This is a genomic window from Priestia sp. RMT2NF4 (genome assembly GCF_047872835.1).
Classification (GTDB): Bacteria; Bacillota; Bacilli; order Bacillales; family Bacillaceae_H; genus Priestia; species Priestia zanthoxyli.
This window is the reverse complement of record NZ_JBLQZO010000031.1, coordinates 1-447: the sequence shown is the minus strand read 5'-3', so window position 1 is coordinate 447 and position 447 is coordinate 1. Positions and strand designations below refer to the sequence as shown.

Sequence of the window (447 nt, the reverse complement as noted above, 5' to 3'; positions counted from 1 at the left end):
TTATTACCTATTATTTAATTTAATGGTATAATGTGGTCTTGTCATTTTAGAATAGATTGGTGTTGAAATAGCTTTAATGGGTTTAATCACTTTATATGTAGAAGATATGCTGGGGGATATCTTAGCTGCATTACCCTTTTATGTAGGGTTTCGTTTTATCTTTTTAAAAAAGAAAAGAAAGATAACATCTTTTAAAGAGGAACTTATTTTAGGTGTGTTTGTATTATATCTTATTGGTTTGGCATCCCAAACCATTGTTCCAAATTGGAATGCGGGTATTGTTACAGATACTGGAGAACCTTTTTTTGATATTTATTTTACAAATGAGCTTTCTCATGTAAATATCCTACCTTTTCATACCCTTTACGAATACTTCTTTCAAACAAATACAAATGTCGATGAATGGAACAGCGTATCGCTTTTAAATTTAACTGCAAATGTTATGTT

1 protein-coding gene is annotated in these 447 nt (G+C 29.8%); it reads left to right on the top strand.

The features are described from left to right. Window positions 1-76: 76 nt before the first annotated feature. The coding region (locus ACMX9J_RS27680; protein WP_416226473.1) for a hypothetical protein at window positions 77-447 on the top strand (371 nt) is incomplete at its 3' end.